13 protein-coding genes are annotated in these 15,903 nt (G+C 61.8%); 7 read left to right on the forward strand and 6 right to left on the reverse strand.

Annotated elements, in window-relative coordinates:
- Nucleotides 1-27: 27 nt before the first annotated feature.
- Complete coding sequence (locus AC24GY_RS04620) at nucleotides 28-555, forward strand: hypothetical protein (protein WP_487680701.1); 528 nt, start codon at nucleotides 28-30, stop codon at nucleotides 553-555.
- A gap of 668 nt (nucleotides 556-1,223) precedes the next feature.
- On the opposite strand, the gene msrB is transcribed toward AC24GY_RS04620, so the two are convergent.
- The 3 genes from msrB to AC24GY_RS04635 form a co-directional block, all read right to left on the reverse strand.
- Entirely contained in the window at nucleotides 1,224-1,817 is a 594-nt protein-coding gene (gene msrB, locus AC24GY_RS04625) for a peptide-methionine (R)-S-oxide reductase MsrB (protein WP_487680703.1), read from the reverse strand.
- 64 nt (nucleotides 1,818-1,881) lie between these two features.
- Complete coding sequence (locus tag AC24GY_RS04630; protein ID WP_487680705.1) at nucleotides 1,882-4,374, reverse strand: SUMF1/EgtB/PvdO family nonheme iron enzyme; 2,493 nt, start codon at nucleotides 4,372-4,374, stop codon at nucleotides 1,882-1,884.
- A gap of 63 nt (nucleotides 4,375-4,437) precedes the next feature.
- Nucleotides 4,438-5,118 (reverse strand): RNA polymerase sigma factor, encoded by a 681-nt coding sequence (locus AC24GY_RS04635; RefSeq protein WP_422316843.1) that lies wholly within the window; start codon nucleotides 5,116-5,118, stop codon nucleotides 4,438-4,440.
- Between the two features lie 256 nt (nucleotides 5,119-5,374).
- Here AC24GY_RS04635 and zwf point away from each other — a divergent pair, with 256 nt between their 5' ends.
- The 4 genes from zwf to AC24GY_RS04655 all read left to right on the forward strand — a co-directional run bounded on the left by zwf (nucleotide 5,375) and on the right by AC24GY_RS04655 (nucleotide 9,535).
- Nucleotides 5,375-6,916: a glucose-6-phosphate dehydrogenase gene (gene zwf / locus AC24GY_RS04640; protein ID WP_487680707.1), complete on the forward strand. Its 1,542-nt coding sequence runs from the start codon at nucleotides 5,375-5,377 to the stop codon at nucleotides 6,914-6,916.
- 32 nt (nucleotides 6,917-6,948) lie between these two features.
- A complete protein-coding gene (locus AC24GY_RS04645; RefSeq protein ID WP_422316839.1) occupies nucleotides 6,949-7,116 on the forward strand; it encodes a hypothetical protein in 168 nt (55 codons plus the stop codon).
- Between the two features lie 35 nt (nucleotides 7,117-7,151).
- Entirely contained in the window at nucleotides 7,152-8,162 is a 1,011-nt protein-coding gene (locus tag AC24GY_RS04650; protein WP_487680710.1) for a glucose-6-phosphate dehydrogenase assembly protein OpcA, read from the forward strand.
- Nucleotides 8,163-8,605: 443 nt separating this feature from the next.
- Nucleotides 8,606-9,535, forward strand: coding sequence for a UbiA family prenyltransferase (locus tag AC24GY_RS04655; RefSeq protein ID WP_487680712.1), 930 nt, complete (start codon nucleotides 8,606-8,608; stop codon nucleotides 9,533-9,535).
- Nucleotides 9,536-9,550: 15 nt separating this feature from the next.
- Here AC24GY_RS04655 and AC24GY_RS04660 read toward each other — a convergent pair whose 3' ends face one another.
- The 3 genes from AC24GY_RS04660 to AC24GY_RS04670 all read right to left on the reverse strand — a co-directional run bounded on the left by AC24GY_RS04660 (nucleotide 9,551) and on the right by AC24GY_RS04670 (nucleotide 12,705).
- Complete coding sequence (locus AC24GY_RS04660; RefSeq protein WP_487680714.1) at nucleotides 9,551-10,015, reverse strand: response regulator; 465 nt, start codon at nucleotides 10,013-10,015, stop codon at nucleotides 9,551-9,553.
- 579 nt (nucleotides 10,016-10,594) lie between these two features.
- Nucleotides 10,595-11,281: a response regulator gene (locus AC24GY_RS04665; protein ID WP_487680716.1), complete on the reverse strand. Its 687-nt coding sequence runs from the start codon at nucleotides 11,279-11,281 to the stop codon at nucleotides 10,595-10,597.
- On the reverse strand, nucleotides 11,278-12,705 hold the full coding sequence (locus AC24GY_RS04670; RefSeq protein ID WP_487680718.1) for a sensor histidine kinase: 1,428 nt from the start codon (nucleotides 12,703-12,705) through the stop codon (nucleotides 11,278-11,280). The genes AC24GY_RS04665 and AC24GY_RS04670 overlap by 4 nt, the downstream gene beginning before the upstream one ends.
- Nucleotides 12,706-13,502: 797 nt before the next feature.
- Here AC24GY_RS04670 and AC24GY_RS04675 point away from each other — a divergent pair.
- Together AC24GY_RS04675 and AC24GY_RS04680 are read left to right on the forward strand one after the other, a co-directional pair.
- Entirely contained in the window at nucleotides 13,503-14,657 is a 1,155-nt protein-coding gene (locus tag AC24GY_RS04675; protein WP_487680720.1) for a 3-dehydroquinate synthase, read from the forward strand.
- Between the two features lie 910 nt (nucleotides 14,658-15,567).
- Complete coding sequence (locus AC24GY_RS04680; RefSeq protein WP_487680722.1) at nucleotides 15,568-15,834, forward strand: hypothetical protein; 267 nt, start codon at nucleotides 15,568-15,570, stop codon at nucleotides 15,832-15,834.
- Nucleotides 15,835-15,903: the final 69 nt, after the last annotated feature.

Raw genomic sequence — 15,903 nt, forward strand, 5'->3', positions numbered from 1 at the left:
CGCCGTCGTTAAGCGTAGCCCATTCTTATGAGCGACTTAACCTGGGACACATCTTTCCGCGAACTCTTCGAGCGCTGCTCCAAACTGCACCTTGGGGGAGACACCCGTGCGGTCAGCTGGTTCACGGAGGCGGACAAGACCTTTTTGGACGACATCGGCCACACGACCCAGGAGTTTTTCGACTTCGTCGATGATCACTGCCGGTATGGCGTGGAAGGCCCCACACTGGAGACCAGCCTGCTGGTGGCGGCGGTGCGCAGGGATTACTTCCGCGTGGTGCAAAAGGGCGAGCGCACTGGAAAAACGGTGCCGCCCAGTGCCCTTCCGCCCAAGCCAGCGGCAGTGGACGGCATTCCGTGGCTGCCACGTTTGATCGTGAAGGCACGCGCCAAACTGCGTGGAGAGATGGACCCGGACACGATGTATGTCTGCGGCGGGGACCGTGCGTTCTTTGAGCAGCACAGGCTGCATCCCGCTGATTTTTTACGCGTGACGTGGGCGGCAGGAGACGATGACCAGAAGATCATCGACTTTGTGAAGACGGGGAAGATGTGAGGCTGCTGGCGCTTTGGGCCGTAGGTCGGTCGTGTTTGGCGTCAAAAGCTGTCATGCTCCATCGCCCTCTCCGCCAAACCGCCCGACTGCGAGGGGGTTCGTTCGCCATGGAGCCTGCCGTGCGCTGATGGACGGGCGGGCTTCGCCACGACCGTCCTACGACATGGCGCGGCGCTTTGGACCGTAGGTCGGTCGTGTTTGGCGTCGAAAGCGTGGCATGCTCCACCGCCCTCTCCGCCAAACCGCCCGACTGCGAGGGGGTTCGTTCGCCATGGAGCCTGCCGTGCGCTGATGGACGGGCGGGCTGTCGCCACGACCGTCCTACGACATGACGCGGCGTTTTGGACCGTAGGTCGGTCGTGTTTGGCGTCGAAAGCGTGGCATGCTCCATCGCCCTCTCCGCCAAACCGCCCGACTGCGAGGGTGTTCGTACGTCATGGAGCCTGCCGTGCGCTGATGGACGGGCGGGCTTCACCACGACCGTCCTACGACATGACGCTGCGCTTTGGACCGTAGGTCGGTCGTGTTTGGCGTCAAAAGCTGTCATGCTCCATCGCCCTCTCCGCCAAACCGCCCGACTGCGAGGGTGTTCGTACGTCATGGAGCCTGCCGTGCGCTGATGGACGGGCGGGCTGTCGCCACGACCGTCCTACGACAACCTGCGTCTGTCACTTCTTCTCCACGCCGCCTTCTTTGGCGACTTCGTCTTTCTTCTGCTGCACGGCGGTGGAGCTGACTTCAAGAAGCTTGGGGGCTTCGCCGCCTTTGGGGACGAATTTCAAGGCGACGCCGTTGATGCAGAAGCGGCGGTCGGTGGGGGTTTTGAAGCCTTCGCCTTCGAAGACGTGGCCGAGGTGGGCGTCACAGCGTTTGCACACGGTTTCGATGCGGTGCATGCCGTGGCTGTTGTCCACTTTTTCGAGGACGCCTTTGGCCTTGGACGAGTCGTAGAAGGAAGGCCAGCCGCAGCCGGAGTGGAATTTCTCCTTGGAGGTGAAGAGCTCCGCACCGCAGCACACGCAGTAGTAGGTGCCTTCGCCCTGCTTCTCGAATTCTTCATAGGCCGCGCCATTGGGGCGTTCGGTGCCGCGCATGCGGGTCACTTGGAACTGTTCGGGGGTGAGCATTTTCTGCCAGTCATTTTCAGACTTCACGATTTCGGGCTTGGGCATGGTTTTAGAGTCGGTTTTGGGTTTGTCCTCGGCCTGGGCGATGCAGAAGGCGGCGGCAAGGGCGGAAAGAAGAGCGAGGCGAAGTTTCATGGCGTTGGGTGTGCTGATACGTGGGAGATGAGGCGAAGATTGCTTATTCCCGCAAACTTGTGCCTCAATCTTCATCCTCACGCGCCAGCTGGCCGATGTTCCAGAGCAGCAGGCGGAAGCCGGCGTCAGGATGGCGGTCGGTGGCGGTGGCCTGCCGGCGGAAGGAGGCGAGCAGCTCCTGGCGCTCTGACGTGGTGTAGGCTCCGCCGCGCAGGACGCCCTGATCGGGCATGGTGTTCCATGAATCCGACACCCATTCCCAGAGGTTGCCGGAAAGGTCATGCAGGCCACGGCCATCCGCCCGGAAGGAGCCCACGGGCGCGAGCCCCGCAAAGCCGTCGTCGTATTTGGGGATGGCGATCCTGCCCGTCTTGTCGGCGCTTTTGTCGAGGAAGTTGCCGGATTTGGCGGGCGGCGGCCAGATGAAGCCCCAGGGGTAGATGCCTTCGATGCGCAGGCTGCGTTCGGAGGGATTGTTGCCGATCTCACGCGAGAGATAGGCGGCCATGCTCCATTCATCATCGCTTGGCAGACGGTATTCCTGATCTGGTTCGAGCAGTCCCTGCGCACGCTCGCGATCCGTCAGCCAGCGGCAGAATTGCTCGGCCTCAGAACGGTTCACCATGCTGACGGGCAGGTCGGGTTCAGCATCCAGCACACGGCCATCCACCGGAGGCTGATTGGTCGCCTTGGCGAATTCGGCGAAGTCTTTGCGGCGCGTTTCAATGGTGGCCAGCATGGCTTTGCCGAGGGGCACGAATTTGATGCCGAGGCTGTTCTGCCAGGGCTTGCCAAACACCACCGAGCCGGTGGCCTTCAGGCGCAGATTGAAGCTGATGCTCTGACCCTCCTTGAGCTTGCCGGTGGCCAGCTCCGGCTTGTAACCGGGCAGGCTGATCTCGTAGCTGAAGCTGTCTGCGCGCACCTTGGGCAGGGCGAGCGGGGTGCGGCCCATGAGGCGTTCGCCGTCGAAGACTTCCGCGCCCGAAGGCGTGCTGGCGATGTTCAGGCTGCCGAACTTCACGCCTACAATTTCACAGCGAATGGCGCTGTGGCCGGGCTTGGGTTTGGAGGCGCCGGGTGTTTGTGGAATGCCCGCCGGACGCCAGGCGTACTCGTGGTCAGAATCCAGGTGTCCGCTTTGTCGATCGGTGGCGGTCATCCAGGCGCAAAAGGCGTCGGCCTCCTCCTTCGGGATCACAGCGGCGTACAAGCTGCTTTTGTCCGGCAGAGTGACGGGGGTGACTTCGTACTCGGCGGCACCGTAGGTGGCATCGAGGAACTTGCGGAACAGTTCAGCATCCAGTGGCAGGTCCGCGACGTGACGGTCCTGCTTGTACGTGAACCACTGTTTGTAGCGGTTCTGCCAGACTTTGGTGGCGGGCGTGGGTGTTTGCGGACGTGCTGGCAGCACCGGTGGCGGTTTCACCGGCACAGGGATTTCATAGCTCCATTCACGCTGGTGCTTGGCCATGACCAGGCCGCTCGCCAAGACAAAGGAGGTCAGGGTGGTGATGATGGCGGCACGGCTGAAACGGCGTACAAAGCTCTCCGGTTTGATGTCGCCGACGTGCTGCAGGGCTTCGGCAAAATCCGAGGCGGTGGCAAAGCGGCGGCTCAGGTCGGCTTCACAGGCCTGGCAGATCACGCGATTGAGGTCGATCCAGAACGGCCACTCCTCGTCGGAGAGATTGTCCGGCACCTCGGGGAATTCCATGCGGTCTTTGCCGCTGCTCATCTCATAGAGCACCTTGCCCAGGCTGTAGATGTCCGCCTGTGGCGTGCCGGGGCCTTCCGGTGGCACGAAGCCTTCGGTGCCCACAAAGGTGCGCTCCCCAAAGGCTGCGACGAGGCCGATGTCCGCCAGTTTGCAGACGCCGCCGACGAAGATGATGTTGGAGGGCTTGATGTCACGGTGCGTGAGCCCGTGGTTGTGCATGTAGTGCAGCGCATCGGCCATGTACACGCCCGCATCCCGGCAGAAGAAAGGATCCAGCCGGCCGTGGCGCTTCATGTCCGTGGTCAGCGTGCGTGGCACGTAGGTCTTCACGTCGTTGATATGCGCACCATCTTCGGCATCGTCCGCCAGCTCCATCACGCAGTAGTAAAAGCCGCGCGGTTCATTCCAGCCGACGTGCAGGATGTGCACGAGGCAGGGGTGCCCGCGCGAGATGGGCTCGAACTGCTGGATGCCCTGAAACTCGCGGTGGAAGGTGCGGGTGAGTTCAAAGTCCTCACGCCAGACGATCTTCACCGCACGCAGCGCGCCCGTGACACTCTGTGCCAGCCAGACTTCACCATAGGCTCCGGAGCCGATGCGCTTGAGCAGCGTGTAGTCGGGAATGACGATGTCATCCCGGTGCGAAGGCGGGCCGTTTTTATCGCGGCTTTTGACCTTGTCCCGCGCCGTCGGCACCGCGATGGGCGGGGCGGGCAGTTGCAGCTCGAAGGAGTCTGCCTCGAGTGCGGCCTCATCCAGGACGGGGGCGTAGGCGTCTTCATCCACGCTCTCGTGGGGAGGCGTATGCTCGGCGGGCAGGTCGGCTGGATCGCTCATGGAGCTGGCGTGGGAGGAGGGTGGCTGCATGAATCGTTCAAGCCAGCGCCCGGAAGTCTCCCACTAAAGCATCGTATTCTCAAGCCCCTGCACTTCTTTCTTCACCAGCGCACCGACCCGGTGCTTGGCCAGATAGACCTGTGCGGCATTGATTCCGAGGGCTTCAGAGGTCTTCTTGACCCCCCAGCCCTTCATCACATAACAGTCGAAAATTTGAAACTGACGGGGCGAAACCTTGGCTTTGACGCGTTCCAGCGCGGCGGCGGTGATGTTGTCACGCCACTCGCGGTCCCAGATGTTTTCCAGCAGGTTGTCCTTGTCCTGGGAGAGGCGGTCGATGACCTGACCACTGGTGTCTTCGGTGTCCGCATTGCCCTGATCGGCCAGGGAGGGCTGGCGTTTGCGGGCGCGGAACACATCCAGAATACGCCAGCGCGTCATCTGCAGCAGCCAGGCCTTGAAGGAGCCTGCACGCGGATCGTACTGGCCCTTCTGCACCTGACGGGCGATGGCAATGATCGTCTCCTGCACCACATCAAAGGCTTCTTCACGGGTGAGGCCCGCCTTGGTGCCGACGCTGAAAATGAGGCGCCAGTAGGTCTGGTAAAACTCGTTCCAAGTTTTCTGATCTTCCCAATTGTTCAGACGCTCGATCAGGCTTTTGCGGGTTTTCTCCCACAAGCCCTTGTCTTTTTTTACGTCTTCCGGAATCGGAATGTCTGGCTCAGGTGCCGGTTTGCTCATTGCCCTGTGACTGTCAACGGATGAGCCCTGCTGTCAAACCTTTGAAACTCAGAGAGCATAGAGAAAATCAGCGAAAGAGACGCCTAATTTGAGCGGGGTCCCCCCTCATGATGCCTCCAAGCGAATTCATGGCATCCATGAAGTCATTTCATCGACCCGGACTCGTTGCGGCGGCATCGTTTGTTGCCATCAGAGGGCGGCGGGTTAGTCTGGCAGTCCTGCGCCGCGTTTGTGGCGTAGTCCTTGCTTTAAAGCCATGCCCGAACTGGAAAATCCCTTTCAAGAGACTCTGCTCTCCCGCCACCGCGCGGAACCCTGCTCCGTGGTCATCTTTGGTGCCACTGGTGACCTCACTCACCGCAAGCTGATTCCCGCCATCTACAACATCGCCGCTGCTGGTGACCTGCCGCCGCAGTTCAAGGTGGTGGGTTTCGCCCGGCGTGACAAGACGGACGAGGTCTTCCGCAAAGAACTCGAAGAGGGCAACCGCCAGAACAGCCGCCAGGGCCACAACGATGAACTGTGGAAGAGCTTCTCCCAGTGCATTCACTATCACCGCAGCGAGTTCGAAGACCTCGAAGGGTACAAGTCGCTGGCGAAACTGCTCGACCAGTTTGACGCGGAACGCGGCACGCCGGCGAACCGCCTCTTCTACCTGGCCTCCGCGCCGGAGGCCTTCAAGCCCATCCTGGAAATGATCCGCGCCGCCGGATTGAACGAAGGCACGAAAGGCAAATGGGCGCGCGTGGTCTGTGAGAAGCCCTTCGGCAAAGACCTCGCCACAGCGCAGGGGCTGAACTCGGTGGTCGCCGCCACCTTTGCGGAAAAGGACACCTACCGCATCGACCATTACCTCGGCAAGGAAACCGCGCAGAACATCATGGTGCTGCGCTTTGCCAACTCCATCTTCGAGCCCAACTGGAACAGCCGTTACATCGATCACGTGCAGATCACCTGCGCGGAGAACCTCGGCATGGAAGGCGGACGTGGCGGCTACTATGACACCGCAGGTGCGCTGCGTGACATGGTGCAGAATCATCTGCTGCAGCTGGTCTCCCTCGTGGCCATGGAGCCGCCGACCGATCTCAGCGCAGACAGTGTGCGTGATGAAAAGGTGAAGGTCATCCGCGCCCTGCGTCCGCTGGTGGGGCCTGAGGAAGTGGGCAAACACGTCATCCGCGCCCAATACACCGCAGGCAGCGTGGATGGCACGCCGCGCGTGGGCTACCGGCAGGAGGACCGCGTGAATCCTGAGTCCCAGACCGAGCCGTATGTGGCGCTGCGCCTCATGATCGACACCTGGCGCTGGCAGGGCGTGCCATTTTATATTCGTGTGGGCAAGCAGCTGCCGAAGAAGGCCACGGAGATCAGCGTGCATTTCAAAAAGCCGCCGCAGATTCCCTTCGCCACCTCTACGATGCTCAAGAACAGCGAGAACACCCTCGTCATCCGCATTCAGCCGGACGAAGGCATCGCGCTGCGCATTCTGTGCAAACAGCCGGGACAGGCCATGAGCATCCAGCAGGTGAAGATGGACTTCCGCTATTCATCAAGCTTCGGCAAAGCCAGCCCCGAGGCCTACGAGCGCCTGCTGCTCGATGCCATGGCCGGTGACGCCACCTTGTTCGCCCGCCGCGATGAAGTCGAGAACGCCTGGAAGTTCATCGATGAAATCGAGAAAGCCTGGCACAAGTCCGACACACCGCCGCCCATGCACGAATACCCCGCAGGAAGCTGGGGACCGAAAGAGGCCGATGACCTGCTGCGTGCGGATGGCCGTGAATGGCGGCTGCTTTGAGTCATTTGGGATTTTCATCGTACACTTGGACCATGACCACTTTGCTTCCTGTCACGGACAACGAGCCCCCTCCTTCATGGCATCTTGAATTGTTGCAGGAAACAGAACAGAACTTGGCCGCAGGTGAGGAGCAATTGGTTTCCTTGGAGGAGGTCAAACGCCGCCTGATTGACCTGAAGCAATGCGTGCAGCCATTTTGATCCGCGCGCTCAAAAAAACCTGATTCTCCACCACCATGCCTCTCTCCACCATTAACGACTCCGACCTCGACCGCCTTGGTCTCGAAACGCCCATCGGGCGCATTGATCGTGCGCTGAAGCAGCTCTGGGAAGGGGACGAGGCCAAGACCCGTGCCTCGCTCATCAATCTGGCGATCTACACCGAAGATGGCTGCCAGCTGGTGGCTGACAACGAACTGCTCGACCACGTGGCCGCCCAGCATGCCTGCCGTGCGCTGCTCATCCTCGCGCTGCCGGAAGCCCAGCCGCCGCGCGCACGGGCCTGGATTCAGGCGCTGTGCCGCCCCTACCAGGGCAAGCAGATCGTCTGCAGCGAGCAGATCAGCTTTGTGCTGGAAGGCGGGAACGCCGCGCAGGTGCAAAACATCGTCTTTGCGCATCTCGACTCCGATCTGCCGCTCGTCGTCTGGTGGCAGGCGGATCTGTCCAAGAACTTTGAGGAGCGACTCTACAGCCGCATCGACACCCTGATCATCGACAGCGCGCGCTGGGAGGATCCTGCAAAGCAGTTTGATGCGCTGCTGGCCGCCATGAACGCGGAAAGCGGCGACTTTGATGTGCGCGATCTCGCGTGGACGCGCTCGCACTTCATGCGCACCGCCCTGGCCGCCTGCTTTCAGGACGCCACCGCCTGCCACAAGCTCTCCAAACTTCAGGTCATTCGCATTACTCATCTCAAGGGACAGCGCACCACCGCGCTGCTGCTCGCCGCATGGATCAACCAGCGGCTGCATGCTTCCCTGAGCGTGGAGCTGATCGAAAAAGACAGCGGCCCCGCCCTGCAGGGGCTCGTGCTCGAAGGTGAGGGCGTGCGTGGCGAAGTGCGGCGTGACTGCGACTCCTGCTTTGTGCGCGTCAGCGCCACCTGCGGAGAGCACACGCGTGAAGACCTGCTTCCGGCCGATGTGGACAGCGATGCCGAGCTTGTCACCGAACTGCTCTCCCGCTTCCACGGCAGCACGCTGTACTCCTCCATGCTGCCGTTTGTGCGCAGCATGTTGAAATAACGAAACGCACTCCGCACAGCCCGCCACGCTTTCCGGCCGTAGGTTGGGTGTGTTTGGCGTGCGGTGATCTCGCAATCACGCGCAGGCCTCTTCGCCAAACCGCCCGACTGCGAGGACGCTCGTACGCAGTGGTATTTGCCGTACGCTGATAGACGGGCGGGCTTCGCCACGACCGTCCTACGGCAAGGCGCGGCGCTCTGGACGTAGGTCGGCCGTGTTTGGCGAATGAAGCTCTCCGATGCATCAGCGAGCTCTCCGCCAAATCGCCCGACTGCGAGGGTGTTCGTACGCCGTGGTGTTTGCCGTACGCTGATAGACGGGCGCGCTGTCGCCACACCCGTCCTGCGAACTGCGCAGAATGCTCTCACGAAGACAACCCTGTCACAAATTCGCTCCGTAAATAACCATTCGACACCGGCCTTGGGTGTCGGAAGACTGGCGGCATGCGCCCCTGGCTTCATCTCGCCCGTATTTCCAATCTCCCGACTGCGTGGACCAACGTCATTGCAGCATGGCTGCTCGCAGGAGGTGCGCTCTTGGATGTGCGTCTTGCGTGGATGCTGCTGGCGGCTTCGCTGATCTACACGGGCGGCATGATTTTGAATGATGCGGCCGATGTGGAGTTCGACCGCGAGCACCGCAAGGAGCGGCCCATTCCCAGCGGGCAGGTGGCCGTGCGCACGGCGTGGATCGTGGGTGTCCTGATGCTCTTTGTGGGGGGCGTCATTGCGCTGGGTTATGGGGCCAATCCGCAGATCACCGGGTTGCTGCTGGGAGCCATTGTGTTTTACGATCTCTTTCACAAGCAGTGGGCGGGGTCCGTCATCGTCATGGGAGCCTGCCGTCTGCTGCTGTATCTGGTGGCAGCCTCGGCGGTGGCGCCGTTTCAATTTGCCAGCCAGAAGGGGGCCTTGTCCTTCTTCGGTGCGGAATGGCGCTACGAGACCGCCTTTCTTCCAGCGGGCCCTCTGCTGGTGCTGCCGTTTGCCCTGGCCATCGGGTGCTATGTGGTCGGCATCACCATGGCGGCGCGGTTGGAGCACAAAAACGAGGACCTGCCCGTGCCGGCTTCCTTGATGGCTTTCGCCCTGCTCTACACACCGGCCATTGTCTGCGCCATGCGGTTTTCGGCTGCGGGAGGCAGCCCGGTGCAGGTGGGTGTTCTGGGTGTGTTTGCCCTGCTGGTGGCCTATGCCACGCACACCATGCGCAAAGGCGGCCCCGCCATCGGCAAGGCCGTGGGCTGGCTGCTCGCTGGCATCGTCGTCGTGGATGCGCTCGCGATTGCAAACGTCTCGGCTCCGCTGGCGCTGGGCTTTGTGGTGCTCACGCCGCTGCTGCGTCTCTGGCAGCGCTGGGTGGCGGCAACGTAACAGCCGGGTGAGGCGCTAGAGCGGCACCGTGGCATTCACCCAATGCAGCGGAGGCAGGCCGTTGACTGCAGGCGGGCGGTGGGCTGGCTCTGGCCTGAAGCTGTGATGGCCGGCCAGAATCTGGCGCACGGCTTCCAGCTTGGTGGCGGCGCTGCTGCTGCTCAAGACACAGCCTTGGGCTCCTGCCCGCAGGACGCGGCTGGGCTCCAGCTCTGCGTCGTTGCTGGTGACAATGAGAAACTTCAGGCCCGCATGCAGCACCAGCAGATCCTTCACCAGCTCAAGGACACGATGCCCCGGCATGCTCAGGCTGATGACCACCAGATCCGGCTGCTGCTTGGAGACGGCGGCAAAGGAGCAGGAGGCGCAGGTCACGGCTGCTGCCAGGGTGAGGTCTGGCTGGGTTTCCAGCTCAGCGCGAAAGTCCGCCGAACTGACTGGGTTGTTGTCCACGATGACGATTCGATCCGGGTTTCTCATTTCAGGCTGGGGTTGGTAATTGAACGCCGGAAGCTCACGATTCTGACATGGGCCAGCCATCAAAGAATTGGAACAAAACCTTCGCATTAAGATTTTGGTGGAGCGGAGGATTTTGTCCCGAAGCCGTCTGCGAGTATTGAATCATCTCATCCCAGAGATGCGAAGTATCATCCAGGTGCTGATGAACATCCGTAAAACTCGAATGAGTGTGGTGGTTGCCTGAAGCCCAGCTCTGGGTGTGGAAGTACGACGACGATTTCATGGTTGCTGAATGCCGGTGGGGTTGATGAACAGCCCACCATGGGGGCGTTTAGACATTCGGGTATCATCGCTGGCGCCGTTTGCGCTTAGGCCATGGGCCTATCCTTCCACTGAGTCGTAACCATGCAGTCGAAGTCTTTGTACGATGCAGGCTCAAACTCACCAGCGGGTGAAGGCTCGCGGCAGCGTCCTGGACTGCGCCGGTCCTCCGGCGCTTTCGTACGTCTACAGGCCTACGGAAAGCTCCAGAGGGCTGGAGCACTCCAAAACGCTCTCGCGCTATTTTTGCTCCCTATTGCATGGTTAAGCCTGCCGCTTTCACTTCAGCACATCCCGCTGCGTCTCCACCCAGCGCACCGCCTGCCGGATCATTTCCGCACTCGTGACAAAGCCCATCTTTTCTTTGATGTGATCCCGATGCACGGAAACGGTCTTCGGACTCAAGTGCAACTGCGCCGCGATTTCCTTCGCGGTCTGCCCCTGGCCGAAAAGCTCGAAGACTTGAAACTCGCGGTCGCTCAGCTTGGTCAGCGGTGATTCAGTCGATCCACGCGGCCGGGGCGTGGCAAAGGAGGCGGCGAGGTGTGCGGCCAGCCGGTCGCTCACATAGACGCCGCCGCCGAGCACCTTGTGAATGGCATCCAGCAGCGCATTGCCGGGGCTGTCCTTGCCCACGTAGCCGCTGGCTCCGGCGCGCAGGGCGCGTGCGGCGCAGAGCATTTCATCATGCATGGAGCTGACGATGATCTTCAGCCCGGGATGCAGGGTCGCGAGATCTTTGATGAGCTCCAGACCGCCACGGCCCGGCATGTTCAGATCTGTGATGAGCAGGTCCGGCTTCTCTCTGGCCACCAGGGCGAGGGCTTCAGATTCATTCGCCGCTGTGCCGCAGATTTCAAAGCTGGGGTAGGCCTGCAGCATGAAACGATAGCCATTGATCACGGCCGGATGATCGTCCACGAGCATGAGGCGGTAGGTTGTTTCGAGGGTGTCTGCGGTTGTCATGGGGTGTTGGGGATGTGAACGGCGATGCGGGTGCCTCCTGCGGGCGGAGTGCCGTGCTCCATCCTGCCGCCCATCATTTCAGTGCGGTGCTGCATGATGCGAAACCCGATGCCGCCGCTCTTCAAAGGCGCCTCCGGCAGGCCGCAGCCGTCATCGTCGATCTCCAGCACGATGACGCCATCACGGCTCTCCAGCCCGATGCGGATCTCTCCGGCGTCCGCATGCTTCAGGGCGTTGTTCACCCCTTCCTGGGCGATCCTGTAGAGATTGCACGCCGTCGCTTCGCTGATCTCCAGGATGTGATCCGGGCACTCAAACACACAGCGCACGCCGGAGCTGCGCGTGGTGATGTCTGCCAGCGCCTGCAGCGCGTGCTCCAGACCCTGCTCCCACAGGGGCACCGGGGCCAGTCCATGCGAAAGGCCGCGCACCTCGGCCAGGGCTTCACGCAGGCTCTCGCTGGCATGCTGCGCGTGCTCCGCAAAGGCGGGGGCCTTGGCCTGCAGCTCATCGTGCAGTCCATTGATGGCCATGAGCACGGCGGTGAGCTGCTGACCGATGCCGTCATGCAGCTCATGCCCGATGCGCCGGCGCTCGTTTTCTGCGGAATCAATCACCGCGCGCTCCAGCACGGTGCGTTCTTGTTCACGGTCCGCCAGTTGCTGGGTCATTTTTCGGAATGCCTGGGAGAGCTCATGCACCTCATCGCCACCTCTCACAGGATCGATGCTGATCGTGCGGCCTTCGCCAAACTCGCGCACAGAGCGTGCCAGCCGCTCCAGACGGGTGGCCACGCCGAAGTGCAGGGTGGCCCAAAGGCCGAGGCACATGATGGCGATCACGGAGGCGGACCACTCCACCCGCTGGCGCGCATCCTGATGCGCATGCAGCACGGCATTGGCGCGGTCATATACCAGCAGGAGCCAGTGCCGGGTCTGGGCAGGGATGTCGATGGGAAACGCCGCCAGCACCGTGAAGTCCCCGTCATTCAGAGTGGCGGACTCCATGATCTTGCCGGTGCTCTGGCTGGCCCGCTGCCAGGCGGTGGCCGCCGGTGTCTCGGTGGCAGAGAGCCCATCCCACTGGGCGGAGGAACTCGCCAGCACACGGCCCTTTTCATCCACCACGGCGGCCATGCGCAGCCAGGGCTCATGGGTCCAGTCGGAGAGGCTTTCACTCAGGGCCTTGATCTCCTTCTGCACCAGGTGCTGCCGGGCCAGCTGCGTCAGCCGGGTGCCGGTGGCCTCGGCCTGCGTGGTCACATCGCTGAAATTGCGCGCCAGGTCATTGGCCAGATCCAGCTCATAGTCCAGCCACGTCGCCAGCATTCCCAGCAGCAGCAGCAGCGCTGGGATCAGGAAGCGAAGTGGCGGCGGAAAAGTCACTGCGGTGATCGTTTTTTTCTCTCCTGCATCTTCGGACACGGATGGACTGAGCAACGGTGCAGCTTCCATCACGCGAAGCCATTTCCGGGGGTGTCCTGACGGTGCGGCGGGGTTGAGTGCGAGGTTTTCATGGACGCCGAAAGGGTGAATCCGAGGGGGCATCCTTCTCAATCACCCCAGCAGGCTATTTCCACGGGTGGCCGGACAGGAGGGGCTTTTGCGCCCGGAAGGCCGGAGGCCGGGGCAAAAAAGGTGGCATCCGGGCTGCAGGGGCGCTGGTGCATGACCAGACTTGTTCTCGGATAGAGTTCGAGGTTCAGCGCGTCATGAGTGGCCGTAGGATGGGTGTGGCGACAGCCCGCCCGTCCACCAGCGTACGGCAACGCACACCGGCCTGCGAATGCCCTCGGAGTCGGGCGGTTTGGCGAAGCATGCGGTGGAGCATGGGCAGCCCTCGACGCCAAACACACCCAACCTACGGCCGGAGCGCCTGTCCGGCTCGTAGGATGGGTGTGGCGACAGCCCGCCCGTCCACCAGCGTACGGCAAACACACCGGCCTGCGAATGCCCTCGGAGTCGGGCGGTTTGGCGAAGGGGCCTGCGTGTGATGGCGAAGGCAGCACCCGCCAAACACACCCAACCTACGTCCCGAAAAGCCAGCCGTGCTATTGAGGAACAAGTCTTCTTCAAGATTCAGCCCCGAAGGAATGCGGCCCGATCAAAGCAGAGTTTTCCTTCTAAATGAGTGCGGCGGGTTAGAAAACGCTTTCGTAACACGTTTGCCCTTTCCCTTTGACCTCAACCCCGGTCGGAGCCAAAGAACCGTCCCCCCTTTGATGTTAGAGAAAAAAATCAGGCTAGAGCACACCCACCGAATCTTGTTCACGAGAGAAGTCTTCGCGCCTCGGAACCATACCATTCGTGACCTCCTTCACCTCGACCAGCCGCACAAGCTCCCCCGGGTGCTCGTGTTTGTGGACGAAGCCGTCGCCACGGCCAACCGCGATCTGCTCGACGACATCATGGCTTACGGCCAGGTGCATGCGGACACCTTCACCATGGTGGACGATCCCATCGTCATCCCCGGCGGCGAGCCCTGCAAAAACGACTTCCGCCTCGTGGAATGCTGCTGGGACGCCATCAATGAAGCCGCGCTGGACCGCCACAGCTACGTCTTCGTCATCGGCGGCGGCGCCGCGCTGGACCTCGTCTGCTTTGCCGCCTCCACGGCGCATCGCGGCATCCGCCATGTGCGCTTTCCCACCACCACCCTGAGCCAGGGAGACGGCGGCGTGGGCGTGAAGAATGGCGTGAACTACTTCGGCAAGAAAAACTGGGTCGGCAGCTTCGCCGTGCCCTTTGCCGTGGTGAATGACTTCGCCTTCCTGGAACTGCTGCCCGCACGTGGCCGCCGCAACGGCATCATCGAGGCCATCAAGGTCGCGCTCATTCGCGATCGCGCTTTCTTTGAGCAGATCGAGGCCATGGCCGGAGATCTCGCCGCGCTGAAGCAGGAGGCCCTGGAGCAGGTCATCCAGCGCAGCGCCGAGCTGCATGTGGAGCACATCGCCACCGGCGGCGATCCCTTTGAACTCGGCTCCGCCCGTCCGCTGGACTTCGGCCACTGGGCCGCGCACAAGCTGGAGCAGATCTCCAAATTCACCGTGGCCCATGGCGAAGCCGTCGCCATCGGCATGGCCGTGGACCTCGTCTACTCCCGCATGCAGGGCATCCTGAGCGAAGAGACCTGCGAGCGCGTGCTGAAGCTCATCGAAAGCATCGGCTTCGCCACCTCCTCCCCCCACCTCATGACCCCCGGCCGCTCCGGCGAGCCCGCCATCCTCGAAGGCCTGGAAGAATTCCGCGAACACCTCGGCGGCGAATTGACGGTCACTCTCGTCCCCGAAATCGGCACCAAGGTGGAAGTGCATGAGATGAACCGCGTGAAGATCCTCAACGCCGTGGTGGAACTGCAGAAGCGGGCTGCCTGAAAGTACGACAGACACTCCTGTCTGTCGGTCAGCGCCCACGCCACGTGCCAAAGTGTCCGCATTACTGCCCGCCATCCGCACGTGGAAGGATGGGCACTTCAAAAATCAGCAATCGAATGCTCTTCAATCGTCAATCGCGCATGCCCAGCGCGATCCGACTCCTGAGGATTGACGATTGTCGAACAATCGATTTTCGATTTTCGAGGTCCGGACATCAAGCCATCCGCACGCGAAGTACGACAGACACTCCCGCCTGTCGATCAGCGCCCACGCCACGTGCCAAAGTGCCCGCATCACTGCCAGCCATCCGCGCGTGGAAGCGAGCTGCGTGATCGTGTTGTAACGCCCAAAGAGCGCTGCCCTCCGGCCGTAGGTCGGCCGTGTTTGGCGAAAAAAGACACCCTTCAACACGCAAAAACCTCTCCGCCAAACCGCCCGACTGCGAGGACGCTCGTACGCCATGGAGCCAGCCGTACGCTGACAGACGGGCGGGCTGTCGCCACGACCGTCCTACGATCCGCGCAGCGCGCTGGCGGTAGGTCGGCCGTGTTTGGCGTCGAAGGCTTTCGATGCCCGGGGTTGCTCTCCTCCAAACCGCCCGACTGCGAGGACGCTCGTACGCCATTGAGCCAGCCGTACGCTGATGGACGGGCGGGCTGTCGCCACGACCGTCCTACGATCCGCGCAGCGCGCTGGCCGTAGGTCGGCCGTGTTTGGCGTCGAAGACTTTCGATGCCCGAGGTTGCTCTCCGCCAAACCGCCCGACTGCGAGGACGCTCGTACGCCATGGAGCCAGTCGTACGCTGACAGACGGGCGGGCTGTCGCCACGACCGTCCTACGGTCCGTGTGCAGAATCATACAGGGTAAAGCGTGGCTGCGTGTTCGTGATTTGATGATATGATCCCCAGCATGCAGTACGCCGTTTATGCGGACTTGTCTCGCCGACTTACCGAGCACGAACGATCCACCCTCTTTGAGGCTCTTGACGCCAACGTGCCTGGCAGCGGTTGTGTGGGATTTCAAAAGAGCCGAAATGACGAAGTGTATTTTGTGCTGGAGGCTCTTTCCGAAGCGGCAGCAAGCGCTCAGGCCGCGCACTGCATGAACCTGATTCTTAAAAAGGCCCTGGTTGAAGTTGGGTATGCACTCACCCTGCAGAAAATGCATTCCGCATGAACTGCCAAAACCGCCGAAACCGGGTATTGGCAGTTTCGGCGGTTTTGGCGGTGCTTTTTAAAAGGAGGA

The sequence above is a fragment of the Prosthecobacter sp. Pr1 genome (assembly GCF_057652315.1).

What these genes read in the sequence shown, in the direction of transcription:
- AC24GY_RS04680 (WP_487680722.1), top strand. Translation starts at nt 15,568, where the DNA reads ATGCAGTACGCCGTTTATGCGGACTTGTCTCGCCGACTTACCGAGCAC.
- AC24GY_RS04660 (WP_487680714.1), bottom strand. Translation starts at nt 10,015, where the DNA reads ATGAGAAACCCGGATCGAATCGTCATCGTGGACAACAACCCAGTCAGT.
- AC24GY_RS04620 (WP_487680701.1), top strand. Translation starts at nt 28, where the DNA reads ATGAGCGACTTAACCTGGGACACATCTTTCCGCGAACTCTTCGAGCGC.
- AC24GY_RS04665 (WP_487680716.1), bottom strand. Translation starts at nt 11,281, where the DNA reads ATGACAACCGCAGACACCCTCGAAACAACCTACCGCCTCATGCTCGTG.
- msrB (WP_487680703.1), bottom strand. Translation starts at nt 1,817, where the DNA reads ATGAAACTTCGCCTCGCTCTTCTTTCCGCCCTTGCCGCCGCCTTCTGC.
- AC24GY_RS04650 (WP_487680710.1), top strand. Translation starts at nt 7,152, where the DNA reads ATGCCTCTCTCCACCATTAACGACTCCGACCTCGACCGCCTTGGTCTC.
- AC24GY_RS04675 (WP_487680720.1), top strand. Translation starts at nt 13,503, where the DNA reads ATGTTAGAGAAAAAAATCAGGCTAGAGCACACCCACCGAATCTTGTTC.
- AC24GY_RS04655 (WP_487680712.1), top strand. Translation starts at nt 8,606, where the DNA reads ATGCGCCCCTGGCTTCATCTCGCCCGTATTTCCAATCTCCCGACTGCG.
- AC24GY_RS04645 (WP_422316839.1), top strand. Translation starts at nt 6,949, where the DNA reads ATGACCACTTTGCTTCCTGTCACGGACAACGAGCCCCCTCCTTCATGG.
- AC24GY_RS04630 (WP_487680705.1), bottom strand. Translation starts at nt 4,374, where the DNA reads ATGAGCGATCCAGCCGACCTGCCCGCCGAGCATACGCCTCCCCACGAG.
- zwf (WP_487680707.1), top strand. Translation starts at nt 5,375, where the DNA reads ATGCCCGAACTGGAAAATCCCTTTCAAGAGACTCTGCTCTCCCGCCAC.
- AC24GY_RS04635 (WP_422316843.1), bottom strand. Translation starts at nt 5,118, where the DNA reads ATGAGCAAACCGGCACCTGAGCCAGACATTCCGATTCCGGAAGACGTA.